Genomic DNA, 20,384 nt, shown 5'->3' on the forward strand with positions numbered 1-20,384 from the left:
AAATTGCCCCTTTATATTTTTATTTTTGTTTATTTAAACCATAGTTTGTCTAAAAATCCTGAGAAAATCAGGAAGCTGACACAAACCGCTTGGAAAGTTAAAAAGACTGCAAATGCATGTGTAAATTTGTTTGATGGTATCTTGTCTTTATGTTTTTTCTTAAAACGTAGCCAAGCATCTGTTACACAAATTAGTGTTGCATGGTAGAGCCCATAAGCGATGTAGAACCACGTTAATCCATGCCAAATGCCCATGATTAAGAACAACGCAAAGTAACCAATATTAGAAGTCACAATCCGACTTTTAAAGACTTTCTTTTTCATTAAGAAAAACATTAAGCGCATGTAAATGTAATCACGGAACCAAAAAGATAAGGTCATGTGCCAACGATTCCAGAATTCTTTAATATTCCAACTTAGGAACGGTTTGTTAAAGTTCATTGGTGTATCATAGCCCATTAAATAACTTGTGCCAACGGCCAGTAAACTATAGCCTGCGAAATCAAAGAATAGATACAAACTGTAATTATACATATAGCCGACTGTCCACCAGGATAAACCACCTTGTGCCAAGGCCATTTTTTCCACATGTGGTAAAAAGACACCACCAAGATAATGACTGATAATAAACTTATATAAAAATCCTAGAAATAAATAAAAAATTCCTTTTTCTAAAAAGTCTAAATATTTCTCCGCACTCGGCGGGTTTTTCAAATCTTTTTCAAAGCGCCGATAACGATCGATGGGTCCTGAAGAAATAGTCGGGAAAAACAAGAGAAACTGAATGTAACGAAACGGATGATATTCTTTCATTACGCCATCCCGTAAATCCATGACCACTTGGACCGCTTTAAAGGTTAAATAAGAAATCCCTAAAAAGCCAAGTAAGGTTGTTTTGCCTGTCATGAATGGAGAAACTTTCACCCAAACAAGCGGTAATATAGCTAAAAAGACAGCCAGATAAAAGACCCAACCTGCATTTTTATTTTTTCGATAAGCCGCATAGCCCCACGTTAGTAACGTCTGATAAATAACATATACAATCAGAGCGACTCCTTGTTGCCAAAATTCGCCACCAAAACTGATATATAGAAAGACCAGTGTCACGAGTGTTTGGTACCAAGGCCAACGTGTCCCTTTAATGGCTAAAGTTAAAATCATTGGCAACAGAGCCGCAATTAGCAGAACAAAGTAATGCGGTGCATTATAGGGAATCATATGAGGAAAATTCATCATGTGGCATTCACCTCATTCATCAACCCTTTCCGATCAATTTTGCCATTACTTGTCAAAGGTAATTGTTCAACATATACAAATTTTTGCGGAATCATATAGTCCATTGTCAACGTGGCTAATTCTTGTTTAATTGCCTTAGTTAATTGAAAATCACTTGAAAATTCATGTGCTTGCGGAACGACATAGGCAATTAATTGTTGGACTTTATTTCCTTGATATTTCGGCACAACGACTGCTTGTTTCACGTAGGAAACATTCGTTAAGTGATGATCCACTTCTTCTAACTCAATGCGGTAGCCATGCAATTTAATTTGAAAATCTAAGCGTCCCTCATACTGCAATAGGTTATCGACTAACTTTCCAGCATCGCCTGTGCGATAAGCTGGTACGCCATCTAATTGGAAAAAAGCTTCAGCTGTTTTCGCAGGATTATTTAGATATCCTTTGGAAACACTTGGTCCAGCAATGACGATTTCACCAATTTCACCTGCAGGTAATTTTGACATGCCTTCCATAATATAAATTTGCGTATCCTCTTTCACATACCCGATTGGTAAACGTTGAACACTTTTTAAAACTTCTTGAGTGATTTCAATGGCACTAATCGCTACAGTCGCTTCTGTCGGCCCATACGTATTATAAATATGCGCAGTTGGGAAACGAGCGGCTAATTTCTCAGCCGTTGGTTTTGGTAATTCTTCTCCACAGAATAAAAACGTGCGCAGTGCTGGTAGATGTTCACCATCGAAGCTTGGTTCCATTAGACACAATTCAATAAAGGACGGTGTTGAAACCCAGACGTCGATTGTTAATTGTGGCAAACGCGTAAATAATTGTTTAAAATCGTTAATGATTTCATTGGGTAACGGAGTTAATGAGCCGCCTAACGCCAATGCGGGATAAATAGACATCACCGATAAATCAAACGAATAAGGTGCCTGTGCTAAAAAGCGGGCCCCTTCTTCTAAACCAAAATCTTGCAACAACCAATTCGTAAAGCTAACTAAATTATCATGGCTGATTTGCACACCCTTTGGTACGCCAGTTGTCCCTGAAGTGAAAATGATATAGTAATTACTTGCTCCTGTGACAGGCGTCAACTCAGGCGCATATCGGGGTGCATGCATCATCATTTCTGTTAATTCTTCCGCCGTAATTACTGGCACTTCGGTGGCTAATTCAGGCCATTCATGCACAGCAATCACTGCGGTTGGTTTGGCTACGTTTAGAATTAGTTCAATGCGTTCTTTTGGTGTATGTGCATCAATGGGGATATAGCTAAAACCAGCTTTCGATGCGCCTAAAAAACTCACAATCATTTCAAAATCTAATTCTCCATATACGACAATCGCTGACTTGTCCGTTTTCAGCTCAGCTAAATAAGCGGCTAGATTGTCTGACTTTTCTTTTAACTCTCCATACGTAGAGACTTTTTCTTCGGTTAAATAAACAGGACGTTGGGGTTCTTTACGTGCCCATTCATCAATCGTTTGAATCATATTAATTACTTTTTCCATGTATAGCCGCCTCCTTAAAACTCGTTATAAATGAAGGTTCCTCCATTGATATTCTTGTAATGATAAAGATAAATTAATGCAATGACAATGAAAGAATAAAATAACGTTTTACCGATGAATTTAAGACTTTCGTTATTGAGAATTTTCTGAAAAGTTGTTTTCATTATCATTCACCTCCTAAGGTTAATCGCTATCCATTATTTTATGCTATATTTCAGCAAAGTCCATTGAAATTTCTTACAATTTAATAAAAAAACTAACAATTTCGTCACTTCTTAAATTTTCATGATTTTCATAAACGGAACTCTCATAATTTTTTCGCATAAAGAAACTGTAAAAACCGCTTCACAACGGCTTTTACAGTTTTTTAAAAATGGATGTGTCGAATCATCCGCGCATAAATGGCAGACGTTAAAATATAAAAAATTAGATAAACAATTATTAAGATTCCACAAGAAAGATATACTAACAAATATCCTGGACTCTTAATAAATTGGCTTAGCAAATAAATGGCAAAGGTGGTATGCAAAATCCCAATGACCATCGGCGGAAAGAAAATCAAACTATTCTGTCGATAAATTTGCTTAGTTATCGCTTTACTAGAAACACCCATCCGTTTTAAAGTCACGTAATCTTGACGCTCACTTACAGCTGAAAAGAGTTGTCGTAACATCAAAATACTGCCCGTAATAAACAACGCTAAAATTGCCACAAACATGGAGACATATAAAGTCAAGCCGTTAATTTTTCGTTCATAGCGTAAAGAGGCGTAGCGATCATTCATATTTAGCCGCCAAGTTTCTGTGACATCATCTTGCGTATTCTTTACCTCTTCGTTAGGCATTTGTTTGGCAAAACCACTCAACTGCTGGTTATTTTTTTCATACTTATACAAAATTGGCGCTTGCCATTCTGTGGCAATCTGTTTATTTACGGCTTCATAAAGTTTTTCACGGCTTTTCGTGTCAACATTTACGGCGTTAATCTGATACTGAATGGAATTTTTTGTCACTTTCTGATAAAGGGCATCGGAAACGACAATCGTTGGTAAGGAATATTGCAATAAAAAATTACCTAGATAGTTAGGCAGCACTTGTTGCAGTTGTGCCTTCTCTCCTTCAACAAATTGCAGTTTCGATTCATAACGAGACATACCACTTAAAATATTGATAAAGCTATCCATATAGATAACACTTTGGTCATTTTTTAAATGTAAATCGTTTAAATAAGGATTAATTTTTTGATAGTTGCGGTAGTTGGAGAAAGATAAAACATTAACTGCTTCAATCGTTTCTTGTTCCTCTTGCGCTTGACCAATTCGCAAACTGCGTTCAATTCCAGTAATTTTATAAGAAAGTGTCACTTCATTTTTTATTTTGGTGTCCTTCGCTTCATCAAGAACTTTCTTCAATTTAGGATAGCTTTCCTGTGAAACTAAAAAGTCCACGGGGCCATCACTGTTGACCGTGTGCATACTAATCGTATACACAAAAACCATCACGCCGATCCCACTCAAGGCCGTCGCAATTAACAAGGTCAAACCAGTGAGTGTTTTGCTACTTTTAAATAAGTAGCGTTTGGCATTGCCTAAAGTAATCATGCGTAAATCTTGGTAATACCATTTTTTTCTATGATTAAATAAGCGAATGATAAAATACATGGTATAACGGAAAAATAAATAAGTTCCCACCACACAGAGACCCAAAATGATAAAAGGCGTCAATGTAATAATCATCGGAATCGAGATATCCAATGAATCATTTAATTGTTTATACACAATACCTGTCGCTAAATTCCGAAAATCAAACGCAATAAAATAACCAGCCAGTAAACAAATAGGTCCTAAAATACCTAGAAACTGCCGCCGTTTCGTTAAACGACTATAATTAATTTGACCAATTTTTTCTTGGTGCATAAGCTGCGACAATGGATAACGATAAATCATCCAAATACTTCTTAAGCAGACAATCAAAATCATAAATGCAAAAGCTACACCGGTTTCAATAACGGAACGCCAAGAAATATAGAAGAAACTGGGGACTTCTAAAAACATAACTTTGGCTAAAATCATTGAAAACAACTTGGTGAAAATCACTCCTAAAATAATTCCATTAATTAGTGAAACAAAGCCTAAAACTAAATTTTCTACTAAAAAAATTAGTGAAACTTGGCTCTTTCTCAAGCCAATTAATCGATACAAGCCAATTTCTTGGCTACGTTTTCCTATAAAAAAACGATTTGCTGCCAACATAAAGCCCAAAATAATAATGGTGACTAAGGTACTACCGAGTCCTAAAGATCGCTTAATTTCGATATCACGGCCTGCACCTGCGACAAGAGGCTGGTTGTAAGCAATCGCACGGAAACAATAATAAACGACCGCTGCAAAAGTCATACTAATGTAATAAACCAGATAATTAGGTACATGAGCTTTTAAATTTTTTAATGATAGTTTAAAAATCATTTGCGCGCCCGCCTCCACCAATCGTTGCTTGCATATCTATCACACGATTAAAAAATTCCTTACGTGATCCTTGACGAACAACTTCTGAGAAAATCGCACCGTCTTTAATGAATAAGATGCGATTGCAAAAACTGGCCGTGTACGGGTCATGTGTCACCATCAAAATTGTGGCATCATCATGTAGATTAATTTCAGCTAAATATTTCAACAATTCTGTTGCTGATTTTGAATCCAGCGAGCCAGTTGGTTCATCTGCAAAAATAATTTTAGGGTTCGTAATCAAAGCACGAGCAGCTGCTACCCGTTGTTTTTGTCCCACAGATATCTCTGGTGGATAAGCAGATAAAAGCTCCTGAATCCCCAAAATCGAAGTCACATGTAACAAACGTTTATCCATTTCTTCTAATGAAACTTTTTCTACAGCTAAAGGCAACAGAATATTGTCCTTCACATTTAACGTATCAATTAGGTTAAACGATTGAAAAATAAACCCCATTTCGTTTCTTCGAAAATCACTTAATTGATTATCTCGCATTTTTAAAATATCTTGTCCGGCGATGCGCACGATTCCTGCGGTTGGCAAAATAATCGAGGATAAGACATTCAACAGTGTCGATTTCCCAGCACCGCTGGGACCCATAATCCCCACAAATTCGCCTTCATCAACGGTAAACGAAATATTATCTAATACTTCTGTTTTATTATTTAAACGACCATATGTCTTGCTGACATGGTTTACTTCTACAATTTTTTTCATTTTTCTCGCTCCAACGTTTTGTTATTACTCTTATTTTACCAAGAAAAAATCTGAATGAACATCGTTTTATCTTACAATATCGTTCGGTAGTCAAAGAATAATTGGCATTTCGTGAATAAATCCGCAAACAATTATTATTTAATAATTGTTATTTTTTAGTGTTGCTTTTAGCAATTTGGCAAAAAAATCTTTGCTGTTTTTTAATTTGGACAAAGAATTTTTTTCACGCAAAAAAATTTGCTCAATCCTTTTCTTCATTTGTTTTCATATTTTTTCAAAACAGTGCAAGCACAATATATAGTGTTTGTCTAGTGATATTTTACTAAAAATACGCAATATATCGATTGAATTTAGCCGACCTTTGTATTAGGATAGTTACTAACGAGATATAAGGAGCTGGATAAAATGATGAAGATTACTGATGAAAAAGCCGAGGATGTTAATCTCTCAACAATTAAAGTCGTCAAACGGGATGGTCGTTTAGTGACTTTCGATGATCAAAAAATATACGATGCTTTGATCAAAGCTGAACAAAAAATACATGACCAAGTCACTCCTTTGACACATCAAAAAGTCCAATCGATTGTTGCCGATGTCAATCGAGAAATTGCCGAACGTTTTACCAATAACGTAAAAATTTATGAAATTCAAAATATTGTGGAACATACTCTGCTATCCAACAACGAATATGCCTTAGCCGAAGAATACATTCATTACAGAACCCAACGTGATTTTGAGCGTAGTAAAGCGACTGATATTAATGTATCTATCGGCAAATTAATTAATAAAGATCAGACTGTCGTGAACGAAAATGCCAACAAAGACAGTGACGTTTTTAATACGCAACGTGATCTAACCGCTGGGATTGTTGGAAAATCAATTGGTTTAAAGATGTTGCCTTCACACGTGGCTAATGCCCATCAAAAAGGCGACATTCATTACCACGATTTAGATTATCATCCATATACGCCCATGACAAACTGCTGTTTAATTGATTTTAAAGGCATGCTAAACAATGGCTTTAAAATTGGGAACGCTGATGTCGAATCACCAAAATCAATTCAAACGGCCACTGCACAAATTTCTCAAATTATTGCCAATGTAGCTTCCAGTCAATATGGTGGATGCTCTGCCGATCGGATTGATGAATTATTAGCGCCTTTTGCAGAACGTAATTATGAAAAACATTTAGCAGATGCGCAAGAATGGATTGAAGGAGAAGAACGCCAAAAAGCATTCGCTCAGAAGAAAACGAAAAAAGATATTTTTGATGCCATGCAAAGTCTTGAGTATGAAATTAATACTTTATTTACTTCCAATGGACAAACCCCTTTTACTTCTCTGGGATTTGGTTTAGGTACCAACTGGTTTGAGCGAGAAATTCAACGGGCGATTTTACAAATCCGAATTAATGGCTTAGGGATTGAAAAACGAACAGCTATTTTCCCAAAACTGATTTTCACAATTAAACGCGGCGTCAATGCGCAACCTACTGATCCAAACTACGATATTAAACAACTGGCACTGGAATGCGCAACGAAACGCATGTATCCTGATGTTTTAAACTATGATAAAATCGTTGAACTAACAGGTAGTTTTAAGGTACCAATGGGCTGTCGTTCCTTTTTACAAGGCTGGAAAGACGAACAAGGTGAAGAAGTAAATGTTGGCCGAATGAATTTAGGCGTTGTGACCTTGAACTTACCAAGAATCGCTTTAGAAGCGCAAGGAAGTCAAGAAAAGTTCTGGCAAATTTTAAATGAACGTTTAGCGATCGTTAAAGATGCTTTGGTTTATCGGGTTGAACGTGTTAAAGAAGCTAAACCAGCGAATGCACCGATTTTATACATGTATGGTGCATTTGGAAAACGTTTAGCTACACAGGATGCCGTAGATGAACTGTTTAAAAACAAACGTGCCACGGTTTCGCTTGGCTATATTGGCTTGTATGAAGTGGCTTCTGCCTTTTACGGCGGTGCTTGGGAGGACAATCAAGAGGCCAAAAACTTTACACTGGATATTTTAAAAGAACTGAAAAAAAATGCCGACAACTGGGGCAATGAATACGGCTATCATTTTAGTGTCTACTCTACACCGAGCGAAAGCTTGACTGACCGTTTTTGCCGTTTAGATACTGAAAAATTTGGCATCGTCGAAAATATTACAGATAAAGAATATTACACAAATAGTTTCCATTATGATGTACGCAAAAATCCAACGCCTTTTGAAAAACTTGATTTTGAAAAGGATTATCCAAAATACTGTTCTGGTGGTTTTATCCACTACTGTGAATACCCCATGTTACAGCAAAATCCCAAAGCACTTGAAGCTGTCTGGGATTACGCTTATGACAAAGTTGGCTATTTAGGAACCAATACGCCAATTGATCATTGTTATGCCTGTGGTTTTGAAGGGGACTTCCATCCAACTGAACGTGGCTTTGAATGTCCAGAATGTGGCAATCATGATCCTAAGACTTGTGATGTCGTTAAACGGACTTGTGGTTATTTAGGTAACCCGCAAGCTCGCCCAATGGTACACGGTCGTCACAAAGAAATTTCCTCTCGTGTGAAACATTTAAAAAATTAAACTCGATTATTCTATAGAAAGAAGTTTTGCTGATGCGTAATCCGAAACCACAAGAATGGAAAACCGAAGACTACAGCCAAAAAAAGATTGCCGATTACAAAGCGTTCAACTTTGTTGATGGCGAAGGTGTACGCAATAGTTTATATGTGAGCGGCTGTCTCTTTGCTTGTGAAGGTTGTTTTAACAAAGCTGTCCAAAATTTCAATTACGGTACGCCGTTTACAGAATCTTTAATGAATCAAATTATTGAAGATTTGTCCCATGACTATGTCCAAGGTTTGACTCTTTTGGGTGGTGAACCTTTTCTGAATACAGATGTTTGTCTTAGTGTAGTCAAACGTGTGCGGGAAACATTTGGCTCAGCCAAAGATATCTGGTCTTGGTCTGGGTATACCTTTGAAGAACTACTTTTAGAAACGCCTGATAAGCTTGAACTACTCCATTCAATTGACATTTTAGTTGATGGGCGCTTTGAACTGGCAAAACGTAATTTAAATTTACAATTTCGTGGCAGTAGTAATCAACGGATTATTGATGTACCCAAATCACTTGCTGCTGGCAAAGCTGTTATTTGGGAAAAATGTCATGACGCCGAAACGTCTTATGAACAAATCAAAAAATCAATTTAAAAAAGTTAGCCCTTTAGACACATCCTCAAGAGATGGCTAAAGGGCTAACTTTTTTCCCATAAAGGTAAAACAATGTTTTCATACGCTAGTGGATCTAAATTCGTTAAAGTAATGCCTAATAAACGGATTCCTTGTTCTAAACCTAAAATATCTTCCCAAATTAAATTCGCTTGATAGAAAAGTTCTTCTTTTTTAGAAATATATTCAGGTAATGTCACACGTTTCGTAATCGTCGTATAGTCAGTATAACGAACTTTCAGGACTACTGTTTTGCCATGTTTTTGCACTCGTTGCAATGCACGCTCAACACCTGCTGCTAATTGTCTCAATTGAGCCGTAACCTGCTCTTCCGTCGTTAAAGGGGTGCCGTAAGTATGTTCCTTGCCTACCGACTTACGATCTCTAGTCACTTGAACTGGCGCATCATGGATACCGCGGACTTTACGATACAATGAATAACCCATTTTACCGAATAACCGAATCAACGTCATCTCATCTTGCTTGTATAAATCTGCTCCAGTAAAAATCCCTAGTTCATGCATTTTAGGCACTGTTTTTTTGCCGATTCCGTGGAAATCTTCAATCGGTAATGCTTTCAAAAAATCTTCGGCCTCTTCTGGTAAGACAACCGTCAGACCCTTTGGTTTCTGAAAATCTGATGCTAACTTGGCTAAAAACTTATTGTAACTAACACCTGCCGAGCAAGTTAACTGCAATTCATGCCAAATATCATATTGGATCATTTTCGCAATTTTAATAGCCGACTTACTGTTGACCTTATTTTCAGTTACATCTAAATACGCTTCGTCAATAGATACCGGTTCAATCACATCTGTATAGCGGCGAAAAATTTCACGGATTTCTTGAGAAATTTCACTATATTTCTGATAATTACCTGGCTTAAAAATGGCACTTGGACATAGTTCATACGCCTTTTGAGCACTCATAGCCGAGTGAATACCGTACTGTCGAGCAATATAATTCGCTGTGGTCACCACTCCTTTGCCCCCAGTATCACTTGGATGGCGCGCAATAACTAACGGATGTCCTACTAGCTCTGGATGATCTCGTTCTTCAACTGAAGCAAAAAACGCGTCCATATCTATATGTATAATTTTTCTCGACGTATCTTTTTTTAAGGGAAAACGTAATTCGCTCATCATTTTGATTCGCCTCCTCCCTCTATTATATACGAACGTCCGTTCTTTTTCAAATTGAAACTTCTTTATTTCAACCAGAAAAAGCTGAAAATCCGTGAAGTTATAAACACAGATTTCCAGCTTTTTAATTAAACGACCAATTGTTTTTGTTGATTATAGTAGCCTTTATAGGCAAGATAAGTTGCAATCACTGAACCAATACTTGTTGCTGATAGCAACATAAAAGTCACCATAATCTGATATTTTATCGCATGGACAGGATCAACGCCCGCAAAAATTAAGCCTGACATCATCCCAGGTAAACTAACAATTCCGACAGTTTTGGCAGAATCAATCGTCGGCGCCATCCCGGTTTTCACACTTTGTTGGATGATTGGTAAAGAGGCGAGTTTGATAGTTGCACCTAATGCTAGTTTCTCCATTACCGCTTGCCGTTGGTTTTGAAAAAGAGTATCTAAATTGCGATAGCATAAACCAATTGCCACCATCGAATTGCTGGCAATCATCCCACTGATAGGAATGATTTGAGAAGGAATAAATTTAATAGAACCAGAAAAAATCAAAATACCAATGGTAATTCCTGTACTACAACCAATTGCAATGAAAGAAATCAAAAAGCCCTTTTGTAATTGCTGGCTGCGTTTTTTTGCATTAAAGGCTGCGTTGGAAACAATCACCAAAACCATGATGAGCGTTAAAATCAGGTTATTGACTTGAAAAACATATTTTAATAAATAGCCGACTGCGACTAATTGAATGACTGCTCGAATCACACTAATAATAATATCTTTGGTAAAACCTAATTTTTCTTTAGTACTAATAATTAATGCGACCACCACTAGCATGGCTGAAAAAAATAAGGATAAATTATTAACTGCTAAATCCATCTGTCGGCGCCACCTTTCCTGCTACAATACGAATCACTTGCTGTGCTTGCTGAATTTCTTCGGTATCATGCGTGACACGAACCAGCGTGACTCCTTGCTCTTTGTTTAATTGGTTTAACAATTGATTGACAATCTGTTTGCTTTCTTCATCTAATCCCGTTGTAACTTCGTCTAATAATAAAACATCTGGTACAAAAATAATGTTTCGTAGCAAAGCAACCCGTTGTCGCTCACCACCAGAGAGTTCGGCTATTTTCTTTTCAAGATAAGCAGCGGGCAATTTCACTTGTTGGAGTAATGCCACGACTTTTTCCTGATTAAACGCTTCTTGTCTGACGGTAAATGGAAATAACAAATTATCATACACGGTTTCACCAAATAAAGTTGGCTGCTGAAAACAATAAGAAACCTTTTGGCGGTATGTTTCGATTGGCATTGTAGTAATTGGCGCTTCTTGATAAAAAATTTCGCCTTCTGTAGGACTTAATAATGAAGATAAAATTTTTAAAAATGTACTTTTCCCGCTACCTGAAGGACCAACAATTGTTGTATTGCTGCCTGTTTCAAATGACAAATCAATATCAGAAAGAATGCTACGACCATTTACTTGATAAGACACGCCTTCTGCTCGCAATAAATTACTCATGTTTCTCTCCTTTTTTAAATGGAATGATATTCTTTATATACTTCTTGTTTTTTTACATTTCTCAATTTGGCCACTTCTTTGATTGCATCTTTTGAACTCCGTCCCTCTTCCTCCATTAAAACTTGTACATGTTCTTTGAGGGAAATAGCTGGCATTGCGGCTATTGTCTCTTTCTCACCAGTAAATCCGCTAACTAATAAACAACACTCGCCTTTTAGCGTATTTTCTGCTAAATATTCTGTTAGTTCTCCTAAGGTACCTCGTAAATACTCTTCGTGAAGTTTCGTTAATTCCCGACAAATCACAGCGGGGCGTTCTTGACCATAGACTTCAGCAAACGTTGCTACCGTTTTAGCAATCCGATAGGGGGACTCATAAAAAATCTGTGTCGGCCGTTCTTCTTTTAATGCTGATAACACGTCTTTCTGTTCTTTTTTCTTTCTTGGTAAAAAACCATAAAACGTAAATGGCTGTGGTAAAAGACCCGAGGCAATCAAGGCGGTCATTCCTGCCGTAGGTCCTGGCAAGGCAATCACTGCCAGTTCTTCTTCAAGACATGCTGTAACCAATTCATGACCAGGATCACTAATTGAAGGCATACCTGCATCGCTAACTTGGGCAATCGTTTCACCATTCAGCAATCGTGTAATCAGTTGAGGAATTCGCTCTTTGTAATTATGTTCGTGTAAACTAATTTGTGGTGTTGTAATCTCAAAATGATTTAGCAATTTTTGTGTGTTTCTTGTGTCCTCACTAGCAATCACCGTTGCTTCTTTCAATATGTTTAAACAACGAATACTCATATCTTCTAAATTGCCGATCGGTGTTGGGACAAGATACAATTTTCCTTTTGTTGTTTGCTTATCAAAACTTTTCTGTTTTTGCATAGCGCATCCCTCATTTTCCTTTTTCGTTCTATAAATAGATAAAGGTTTGATTTGACAATCGATTGACTGTCAAACCAAACCTTTCCTTTTTATTTGCAGTGTCCACTAGACTTAACGCGTACGTTCCCCATAAATAACATCAAGACAAAAGGCACATTCTTCATCATTTTCACGTCTTGAACCATATAAAATATTGCAGACATGGAAGCCCTCTTCATAAAGTTTTTCCAAATTCATACGTGATTTTGATAGCTCTTGTTTTTCAGTTTCAGTTGTATTTCCTGCTAACTTATTCAGTTCTTGGAGATGCTCCCGTAAGCGTTGGTTTTCGATTTCCAACGTGGTATTTTTTTCTACCAACTCATGGAGTGCTGCTTTAATTTCTCTTAATTGTGTCACGGAACTGTCTAAATCAGTTTCCAACGAATTTAATCCATCATAGAGCGAACGTTTATCCATTTTGATCACCTTTTTCAGCAGCAACTTTCGCAGTAGCTTCTTTGATTTCTTCGTAATCATAATCCGCTGCGATTTCACGACCATGCAGACGAACTTTGACAATCCGACTTAATAGATTCAACCCGACGACTTTGCCTTTGCCATCTGGTGTTATTACTTCTTTTCCATAATCTGGTAATTCTTTTTTAGCGGCTTCATATTCGTCGTTTTCGTATTTCAAACAACACATTAAGCGGCCACATAATCCCGAAATTTTGACAGGATTTAAAGATAACCCTTGATCTTTAGCCATTTTGATTGAAACTGGCATAAAATCTCCTAGAAATGTTGAGCAACATAGTTGTCTGCCACAAGGGCCAATGCCACCTAATATTTTCGCTTCATCTCGGACACCAATTTGACGTAACTCAATTCGCGTCCGGAAAATAGCCGCTAAGTCTTTGACTAATTCACGAAAATCAATTCGCCCATCTGCCGTAAAGTAAAAAATCATTTTGCTACGATCGAAGGTATATTCTACTCGCACTAATTTCATTTTTAAGTCATGAGCTCGAATTTTTTCATTGGCAATGCTTTTGGCAGCTTCTGCATCAGCCAAATTTTTTTGTTCTTTTTCTAAATCATTGGCTGTTGCTTTATTTAAAATGGGTTTTAGGTCCTCTGGTAAATCGTCTGAATCGACTGTTTTTTTAGGAATAGCAACAGTAGCTAATTGTTTTGACTGTTGAGATTCAACGAGTACTTTCTCATTATAAATATACTCAGATTTTCCAGGAGCAAAATAATAGATATGACCGGCTTCACGGAAGCGAACTCCTACTACTTCTACCATTTTATTCCTCCTAATCTAGTTCAAGTGAACGTCGCTTCAATCGGTTAAGGAACTTGCTGAAACAGCTAAGTTCCTACTATATTATGAAACTGAATGCCACTTGGCACTTTTTTCCTTTATGATTTAGGGTGAATCATTTGGATAACTAATTGTTCACAAACATTTTGCCAACTAACATTGGCAGTCCATTTTTGGCGTGCTTTCAAAATTAGCGCCAACCGTTCCGCCTGCTCTTCCGTTACTTTTTTGGCTTGCTGTGTCGAAACACTTTCTTCCAATAATTGACGGTAATAAACCATGAGCAAGTCAAAGCTAAGCGCTTGTTGTTCTTTTTCCTTAAATACTTTGACCATTTTCTTCTGAACGTAGATAAATGCCTGTAAATCATTACTTTTTAGATAATTAAACCATTGCAAAATGATTTCCCTAGCTTCATTAAACCATTCATCTTGAGAGATTTCAACTGCTTTCTCAAAACTATTTGTCAGCTCAGCTAAAAGGGTTGCAGTCTTTTCACCAATCCCCTGTTTGATTAAGCGATCAATTAATGTTTTTTTGACTAATGGTTGAAAATGTAAGGTTTGGCATCGTGATTGAATCGTTGGTAAAATTCGAGAAAGCGAAGTGGTTTCTAAAATAGCTAAAATTTGTCCTTCTGGTTCTTCTAAAAATTTTAAGAGACTATTGGCTGCGCCGGTACTCATTTTATCTGCTTCTTGAATTAAGAAAACTTTTTTAGCAGTCTCAACCCCACTTTTAGAAAACTCCGCTTTTAATTCACGGATTTGGTTCACTTTGATGGTTTGCCCATCTGGCGCAATTCTTAAAACATCTGGATGTTCATTTTCATTAATCCGCACACAATTATGGCATTCGTTACAAGGCTGTTGATTTACTAAATTCGTACAAAAGACATGTTTCGCCATCCATAAGCCAAATTCTTGTTTTCCAGTTCCTGTATCTCCTTCAAAAAGATAAGCATGGGCAAGACGACCATGCTCAAAACTTTTTTGGAGTTGCTTGTACAGCAAAGGTTGCATTTGCTGTAGCTGTTGTGCTTCATTCATCTTAATATTGATGGAATCCTTCAACTGGTAAGACGAAGCAAGTAGCGCCGCCTACTTCAACTTCCACAGGATAAGGAATTTGGCCATCCATTGTGATATCTAAAGTCACAGGTGTTGAAACATATTGTTTTCTTGATTGACATGTTTCTTTAATTAAAGCTAATGTTTCGTCGACACGTTCATCATCAATCCCAATAATAAATGTGCTGTTTCCCGCTTTTAAGAACCCACCTGTTGAGGATAATTTTGTAGCACGAATATTGGCATCAATAAATTCGTTGGCTAATCGGTTACTATCTTTGTCTTGTACAATGGCTAAAATAATCTTCATGGTCTACACCTTCCTATAATTAAAAGTTTTCTGGATAACGTTCAATAATCGCCTGATACGTTGCTTCTACGACAAGTTCTAAACTCATCCGTGCATCAATCTTTTTGATACGTTGTGGATTTTCTTCTGCTAATTTCAAATATTCATGACGAACACGTTGATGAAATTCTAATCCTTCTGAATCTAAGCGATCAATTTGCTGTGTTCGATTTTCTTGAATCCGCCGTAAGCCAGTATCTGAGTCAACGTCTAAATAAATTGTAAAATCTGGTGAGACACCTTCTGTCGCAAACGCATTAATTGAAGCAATGGGGGCAATCCCAATTCTACGCCCAGCGCCTTGGTAGGCTAATGAGCTGTCAACAAAACGATCACATAGGACTAAATGACCCGCTTCCAAAGCTGGAAAGATTTTTTCCACTAAATGTTGACGACGAGCAGCTGCGTAAAGTAAAGCTTCTGTTCGCTCATCCATTCTGTCATTTCTTGGATCTAAAATAACTGTTCGAATCTTTTCGGCAATCGGTATGCCGCCTGGTTCTCTTGTAGTGACAATTTTTCGTTTTGACTCTTTAGCTAATCTTTCAGAAACTTCCTTCAAAACACTGGTTTTACCAGCACCATCTGGACCTTCAAATGTGATAAAAATACCCTGCACGTGCGAAAACTCCAATCAATTTTTACTTGTATCTATTATACTTCATCTTGCTCTATCAGTCTAATTGAAATCCTTATGTCCTATTTAAAGTGATGCATCCGCTGAAAAAAAGAAACTGAAAAAGAAGTACGGAAAAGCTTGAACTGCGACATTTTCTCACAGAAACGACCTACTTCGATTTCAACTTCTTTTTCCAACGATGTTTCTTTTAAATTTCTCGACGTCCTTCGACTGCTTTTAGCAAGGTTATTTCGTCTGCATATTCAATATCGCTGCCGACAGACAAGCCGTGTGCCAAACGAGTAACGGTAATTCCGGCTGGTTTAATGAGCCGTGATAAATACATCGCCGTCGCTTCTCCTTCAGTGGTAGCGTTGGTTGCTATAATGACCTCTTTCACTTCATCATCGTGCAATCGTTTGATCAAAGAGGCAATATTAATATCTTCTGGTCCTGTTCCTTCCATCGGTGAAAGCACCCCGTGGAGTACGTGATACAAGCCTTGATATTCACGCATTTTTTCCATTGCCATAACGTCTTTTGGTTCTTCCACTACTAAAATAATACTACGGTCACGATTTTTATCTTGGCAAATTTCACAAGGATCTTCTTCAGTAATATTTCCGCAAATACTACAGAAATGGAGATCTCTCTTGACACTAATTAGCGCTTTTGCAAAAGCATTAGCATCTTCTTCTTTCATATCAATTGTATAAAAAGCAAGCCGTGTCGCTGTTTTTTGACCAATTCCTGGTAATTTCATATAACTTTCAATCAATTTTGCAATCGGTTCTGGATAATTCATGAGGCTTCTACAGTCCTTTCTTAGCAAGGCGTTTCTGTTATTACTGAGCGAGTTACAACAGATTTTGCGTCACTGAATATCTTATCACGCCCTGTCAAAAAAGCAACTGACAATTACTGCTTTCTAATACAAAAACAAGTCGTTAGTTACGAGCACTAAACGACTTGTTTTTGTATTAACCAATCCAGGTTTCGTGTGTATAGGCCATTTCCCAAAAAGCGTATTCCATCTCACTGCTGATAACAAAAGCGGTGATCATAGCTGCTTGTTCTTGTGGTGAACTTTCTTCATATAATTGGTCTAACAGTTGGCGTTCCTCTTGGACGTGTTGGTACGCTTCCTCCCCAGCATAGGTTTCAATCCAACGTTGGTACAGTGGCTCTGGTGAGTGTTGTTTGACTAACTGTGCACCAATTTCTTGATAGAGCCAAGAACAAGGCAACATACTTGCTGCGGCCGTCTTAGGCGTTCCTTCAATAAGTTGGCGATACATATGAGAAACATAGTGATAAGCGGTTGGTGCAATCGGTGTCGCTGCAACTTCTTCTTCTGTAATCGCTAGTTCTTCAAAAAAAGTTTCACGAATAGCTAATTCGCCCAACGCGAGACTTTCCGCATTTGTTAAGAGTAATTTTTTCAATCGAGGTTGTTGCGTTTGTGCCGCAATCAAGCGATAAAGCTGACTAAAATGTTTTAAATAGTAATGATCTTGAATTAAATAGTAGCGAAAAATCGTTGGACTCAAGGTTCCTTCATGTAACTCTGTGATAAAAGGATGCTGAAAACTTCCTTGCCAAGAAGCTTGCGCTTGTTCTTTGGCTTGTTCTGTAAATGTCATAGGTTTCTCCTTTACGTTAGAAAAATAAACAAATTTGTAAAAATGATGATCAAAATAGCAAGCCCAAGACTGACTTTTGCTGACACAAAATGCTCTTTTCGACTTCTGGTGGCTCCTTCTTCATAGCCATGGGCAGACATTGCTTCCGTATATTTATCTCGCCAAGAAACAGCAACGAGCAGTGTTTTAACATAAAGCATCGGCGACCAAAAATGAAACGTTTTGCCACGGAGTAGGCTTGCTTCTTTTAAATCATTAATTTCTCTTTTCACTTCCGGTAAGGCGTGAACCACCACTAAAATTCCATAAACAAAGTTTGGTGCTAGCCCCTTTTGTTCCAATAACAACAATAATTCTTCAAAATCAACGCCTACAGCAAAAGCTAGTCCTAAACCGGCAAAGGCATACGTTCGACTAAACAAAAGCCAGGCTTGTTGACTACTCGTACCATGCAAATAAATAGACCAAAACGTCCCGATTGCTGGTAAAAGTGGCAAGAAAAATAACCAAAGCAGTAAGCGGGATTTTCGCTGGCCTATTAAAAAAATGACACAACCCATAAAAACCGCCAAATTTGCCAAAATTGACTGAGAAAAAGATAATTCAAAGGTCAAAATAAGAATCAAAGAAGCATAAATTGCTGCATTTGTTTGCTTTATTTGCATGTGGTTCCCTCCTGCCAGATATTCAGTTGTTGCTGCAGCAATTCTATTCGGTAATTGCTCACGCCAGAGAGAGGTTCTAGCCGATGCGTGACGATTAGAAAATCTTGTTGCGCACTTTTTTCTTTGATCCATTCAACAAAATAATTGCATGCTCGCTCATCTAATCCAGCAAAAGGTTCATCTAAAAGTAAACAGTCCAAATCTAAGCTCAGCAAACTAATTAATTGCACCATCTTTTTTTGCCCTTCACTTAGTTGAAAAACACTGTGCTCTAGTTTTTCTTTTAAACCTAAAAAAGTTAAGGCTTCCTCTTGTTTTCTTCTTTTTTCTGCTGTCATGTTCTGACCAAACAAAAGCTCTTCTCGTAAAGTCAACGTGACAAACTGACGATTGGCTTGTTGCACCGCTAATGTCATGTGTTGATACAATTTTTTTGAAGCCCGCAAGCGGCGGCCTGCCAAGAACATTTTCCCTTGATATTTTTGTCTCTGAACGATGGCTTTTAATAAGGTGGATTTTCCCGCCCCATTTGGCCCCGTCAACGTGGTAATTCCTTTAAACAAAAGCGCTTCTTTTTCTTCAAGTAGCACTCGTTTTCCCTGAGACAAACGAAAATTTTTCAATTGGAGCATTGGTTGTTTTACCACAGAAGTTGTAAGCTGAAATGTCTGCGGTTTTGTTTTGATAAACGTCAACGGTTGTTTTTCAAACTGGCCGTTTTTCAACGTGACGACTTGGTCCACAACATCAGCGTAATCGTTGAAATCGTGGTCGCACACCAAAATCGTTTTGCCTGCTTGATGGAGTCTTGCTAAAATTTGAATAAATTGTTTTCGAGAGGTTGGATCAATACTTGCAAAAGGTTCATCTAATAAAAGAATATCTGGGTTCATTGCTAGCAGAACTGTCAACGCCGCTTTTTGTTTTTCACCACCAGATAACGTCGCTAATTCTCGTGTGAATAAGGTTTGAGTCTGAACAAGTTGAAGCGCTGTTTGGATTTTTCGGTTCATTTCTTCAGGCGAGATTCCTAAATTTTCTAAAGCAAAAATCAGTTCTCGTTCCAAGGTTTTCATTGTAAATTGTTGACTGGGGTTTTGAAACAGCATGCCAATTTTTTGCGTCTTTTCACGAGTTGATAATTGTCGGCGTTCCATTCCTTCAATCAAAATTTCTCCTTGGTAATCAAGCGGAGCAAATCCGGCAATCAATCGTAAGAGCGTTGATTTTCCACTACCACTATCGCCAATTAATAAGGAAAACGTTCCTTGAGGAATTGCTAAATTTGTCTTTTCAAACAAGGGTTGTTCTCGTGAAAAGGACACAGCTTTCAATTGGATACTATTCATTTTGCCTTCACAGCTAACCCTTGCGCAGACTGATACATTCGTAAAATAACCTTCGTTAAGAAAATACCAAAGAAACAAATAGAAACGAATCGAACGCTAATTAAAGCAATGTTCATCCCCAGACCGTAATTGCCATAACCAAACTTAAAGTATTCATACACATAACTAAAAATAGTCGTCCCAATCGCACTATAAAATAACGTTAGTGTATCGTACCGTTTGTAGCGTGTCACAAAAAAGCCACTTTCACTACCTAGGCCTTGAATCACACCAGAAATTAATACACTAGGTCCGAAATACGAACCATAAAGCATTTCTGCCAAAGCGGCTAAAACTTCCGCCAAAACAGCACTTCCCGCTCGTGGAATCAGCATCGCTGCAATTGGTGCCACCATGGTCCACATTCCAAATAAAAGCTCATTGGCAAATGGACTCAAGCCTAATGGTAACAGCGCAGCATTCAATAACGCATAGAGGAACCCTGCCCCCATAAAAACACCGCCAAACAAAAAGGCTAAAAAAGCGAGTAAGACGACTTGTTGCAATGACCATTTTTTCAATAAAAAAACTCCTTTCTCTTAACAAAAAGCAAAAGGAGTGACTTAAATA

21 protein-coding genes are annotated in these 20,384 nt (G+C 37.6%); 2 read left to right on the forward strand and 19 right to left on the reverse strand.

The genetic code is table 11. From position 1 onward, the window contains the following. Positions 1-29: 29 nt before the first annotated feature. The 5 genes from dltB to PYW42_RS11505 all read right to left on the reverse strand — a co-directional run bounded on the left by dltB (position 30) and on the right by PYW42_RS11505 (position 5,973). Entirely contained in the window at positions 30-1,235 is a 1,206-nt protein-coding gene (gene dltB / locus PYW42_RS11485; RefSeq protein WP_002400973.1) for a D-alanyl-lipoteichoic acid biosynthesis protein DltB, read from the reverse strand. After that, positions 1,232-2,752: a D-alanine--poly(phosphoribitol) ligase subunit DltA gene (dltA, locus tag PYW42_RS11490; RefSeq protein ID WP_002362499.1), complete on the reverse strand. Its 1,521-nt coding sequence runs from the start codon at positions 2,750-2,752 to the stop codon at positions 1,232-1,234. Before dltA ends, dltB begins: the two co-directional genes overlap by 4 nt. 14 nt (positions 2,753-2,766) lie before the next feature. Then, positions 2,767-2,916, reverse strand: a complete 150-nt coding sequence (locus PYW42_RS11495; protein ID WP_002356384.1) for a teichoic acid D-Ala incorporation-associated protein DltX — start codon at positions 2,914-2,916, stop codon at positions 2,767-2,769. Between the two features lie 203 nt (positions 2,917-3,119). Beyond that, the gene (locus PYW42_RS11500) at positions 3,120-5,216 is read right to left on the reverse strand and encodes an ABC transporter permease (RefSeq protein WP_002400974.1); all 2,097 of its coding nucleotides are present in this window, start codon (positions 5,214-5,216) and stop codon (positions 3,120-3,122) included. Continuing rightward, a complete protein-coding gene (locus PYW42_RS11505; RefSeq protein WP_002356382.1) occupies positions 5,206-5,973 on the reverse strand; it encodes an ABC transporter ATP-binding protein in 768 nt (255 codons plus the stop codon). The genes PYW42_RS11500 and PYW42_RS11505 overlap by 11 nt, the downstream gene beginning before the upstream one ends. Positions 5,974-6,378: 405 nt before the next feature. Here PYW42_RS11505 and nrdD point away from each other — a divergent pair, with 405 nt between their 5' ends. Both nrdD and nrdG read left to right on the forward strand, forming a co-directional pair. Next, positions 6,379-8,562, forward strand: a complete 2,184-nt coding sequence (gene nrdD / locus PYW42_RS11510; RefSeq protein WP_002382497.1) for an anaerobic ribonucleoside-triphosphate reductase — start codon at positions 6,379-6,381, stop codon at positions 8,560-8,562. A 32-nt stretch (positions 8,563-8,594) separates the two neighbouring features. Further along, positions 8,595-9,191 (forward strand): anaerobic ribonucleoside-triphosphate reductase activating protein, encoded by a 597-nt coding sequence (gene nrdG / locus PYW42_RS11515; protein ID WP_002356379.1) that lies wholly within the window; start codon positions 8,595-8,597, stop codon positions 9,189-9,191. A gap of 44 nt (positions 9,192-9,235) precedes the next feature. Here the strand turns inward: nrdG and dinB are convergent, their stop codons facing one another. From dinB to PYW42_RS11585, 14 genes are all read right to left on the reverse strand, one after another. After that, positions 9,236-10,351 carry a DNA polymerase IV gene (gene dinB / locus PYW42_RS11520; protein WP_023894966.1) on the reverse strand — a complete coding sequence of 372 codons (1,116 nt, stop codon included), beginning with the start codon at positions 10,349-10,351 and terminating at the stop codon, positions 9,236-9,238. A 128-nt stretch (positions 10,352-10,479) separates the two neighbouring features. Then, positions 10,480-11,238, reverse strand: a complete 759-nt coding sequence (locus PYW42_RS11525; RefSeq protein WP_002356377.1) for an ABC transporter permease — start codon at positions 11,236-11,238, stop codon at positions 10,480-10,482. Further along, positions 11,222-11,884 (reverse strand): ABC transporter ATP-binding protein, encoded by a 663-nt coding sequence (locus tag PYW42_RS11530; RefSeq protein WP_002356375.1) that lies wholly within the window; start codon positions 11,882-11,884, stop codon positions 11,222-11,224. Before PYW42_RS11530 ends, PYW42_RS11525 begins: the two co-directional genes overlap by 17 nt. Positions 11,885-11,898: 14 nt before the next feature. Further along, positions 11,899-12,771 (reverse strand): 16S rRNA (cytidine(1402)-2'-O)-methyltransferase, encoded by an 873-nt coding sequence (rsmI, locus tag PYW42_RS11535; RefSeq protein WP_002362495.1) that lies wholly within the window; start codon positions 12,769-12,771, stop codon positions 11,899-11,901. 111 nt (positions 12,772-12,882) lie between these two features. Further along, positions 12,883-13,230, reverse strand: a complete 348-nt coding sequence (locus PYW42_RS11540; RefSeq protein WP_002356372.1) for a DNA replication initiation control protein YabA — start codon at positions 13,228-13,230, stop codon at positions 12,883-12,885. Continuing rightward, positions 13,223-14,062 (reverse strand): PSP1 domain-containing protein, encoded by an 840-nt coding sequence (locus PYW42_RS11545; protein ID WP_002356371.1) that lies wholly within the window; start codon positions 14,060-14,062, stop codon positions 13,223-13,225. Before PYW42_RS11545 ends, PYW42_RS11540 begins: the two co-directional genes overlap by 8 nt. 116 nt (positions 14,063-14,178) lie before the next feature. Further along, positions 14,179-15,129 (reverse strand): DNA polymerase III subunit delta', encoded by a 951-nt coding sequence (gene holB / locus PYW42_RS11550; protein WP_002400976.1) that lies wholly within the window; start codon positions 15,127-15,129, stop codon positions 14,179-14,181. 1 nt (position 15,130) lies between these two features. Then, positions 15,131-15,460, reverse strand: coding sequence for a cyclic-di-AMP receptor (locus tag PYW42_RS11555; RefSeq protein ID WP_002356367.1), 330 nt, complete (start codon positions 15,458-15,460; stop codon positions 15,131-15,133). A 19-nt stretch (positions 15,461-15,479) separates the two neighbouring features. Further along, the gene (tmk, locus tag PYW42_RS11560) at positions 15,480-16,118 is read right to left on the reverse strand and encodes a dTMP kinase (RefSeq protein WP_002362492.1); all 639 of its coding nucleotides are present in this window, start codon (positions 16,116-16,118) and stop codon (positions 15,480-15,482) included. A 208-nt stretch (positions 16,119-16,326) separates the two neighbouring features. After that, positions 16,327-16,923, reverse strand: coding sequence for a recombination mediator RecR (recR, locus tag PYW42_RS11565; protein WP_002356363.1), 597 nt, complete (start codon positions 16,921-16,923; stop codon positions 16,327-16,329). A 175-nt stretch (positions 16,924-17,098) separates the two neighbouring features. After that, positions 17,099-17,761 carry a thiaminase II gene (tenA, locus tag PYW42_RS11570; RefSeq protein ID WP_002356360.1) on the reverse strand — a complete coding sequence of 221 codons (663 nt, stop codon included), beginning with the start codon at positions 17,759-17,761 and terminating at the stop codon, positions 17,099-17,101. Between the two features lie 11 nt (positions 17,762-17,772). Then, positions 17,773-18,426 (reverse strand): CbiQ family ECF transporter T component, encoded by a 654-nt coding sequence (locus tag PYW42_RS11575; protein WP_002362491.1) that lies wholly within the window; start codon positions 18,424-18,426, stop codon positions 17,773-17,775. Further along, complete coding sequence (locus PYW42_RS11580; protein WP_002411316.1) at positions 18,417-19,775, reverse strand: ABC transporter ATP-binding protein; 1,359 nt, start codon at positions 19,773-19,775, stop codon at positions 18,417-18,419. The genes PYW42_RS11575 and PYW42_RS11580 overlap by 10 nt, the downstream gene beginning before the upstream one ends. Beyond that, positions 19,772-20,335, reverse strand: coding sequence for an ECF transporter S component (locus PYW42_RS11585; protein ID WP_002359429.1), 564 nt, complete (start codon positions 20,333-20,335; stop codon positions 19,772-19,774). The genes PYW42_RS11580 and PYW42_RS11585 overlap by 4 nt, the downstream gene beginning before the upstream one ends. Positions 20,336-20,384 lie beyond the last annotated feature (49 nt).

This window comes from Enterococcus faecalis (genome assembly GCF_029024925.1).
Lineage (GTDB): Bacteria > Bacillota > Bacilli > Lactobacillales > Enterococcaceae > Enterococcus > Enterococcus faecalis.